Consider the following 427-nt stretch of genomic DNA (forward strand, 5'->3'; position numbering starts at 1 on the left):
TCTTTATACCCGAGTTTCGCCGCAACATCATCAATCCACTCCGGTAATCCCTCCAGTTCGATAAACCATCCCACGGGTGTCTCATCGATCGTGACTACACCATGCTCGCCCGGACGTTCATATTCGGTCCGATATTTCTCATACCGGAACGTGGCGGAAAACCCGAGCCGCTCCAGGATCAAGGCTGCCGTTCCCGCCTCGCCCAAGGTTGTTTCCAGTTCTTCCCTCGACTTGTGCTTGCCGCGTTCCGCTGGACCTTTGAACGTGAGGATCGCGCGATCCCCGACCTCGCGAAGCCGAAGCAGACATCCGCGAGCGCGAAGCACTTCGCCCGGCTGATCGTACAGAGTATTTGCTTCAAAAATACGGGGTTTGGTAACGCGGTAACCGGCGTCCTGGAGACGGCCGGCGAATTGTTCTGGAGAAT

The 427-nt window shown here is 56.7% G+C and carries 1 protein-coding gene; it reads right to left on the reverse strand.

Annotation, left to right across the window (positions count from 1 at the left end; genetic code table 11):
* Positions 1–427 (reverse strand): class IV adenylate cyclase (locus I6F37_RS41170; protein ID WP_225154547.1); only part of this gene is annotated, 427 nt, incomplete at both ends.

Origin of the sequence: Bradyrhizobium sp. NBAIM08 (genome assembly GCF_020193935.1) — a bacterium.
Lineage (GTDB): Bacteria > Pseudomonadota > Alphaproteobacteria > Rhizobiales > Xanthobacteraceae > Bradyrhizobium > Bradyrhizobium yuanmingense.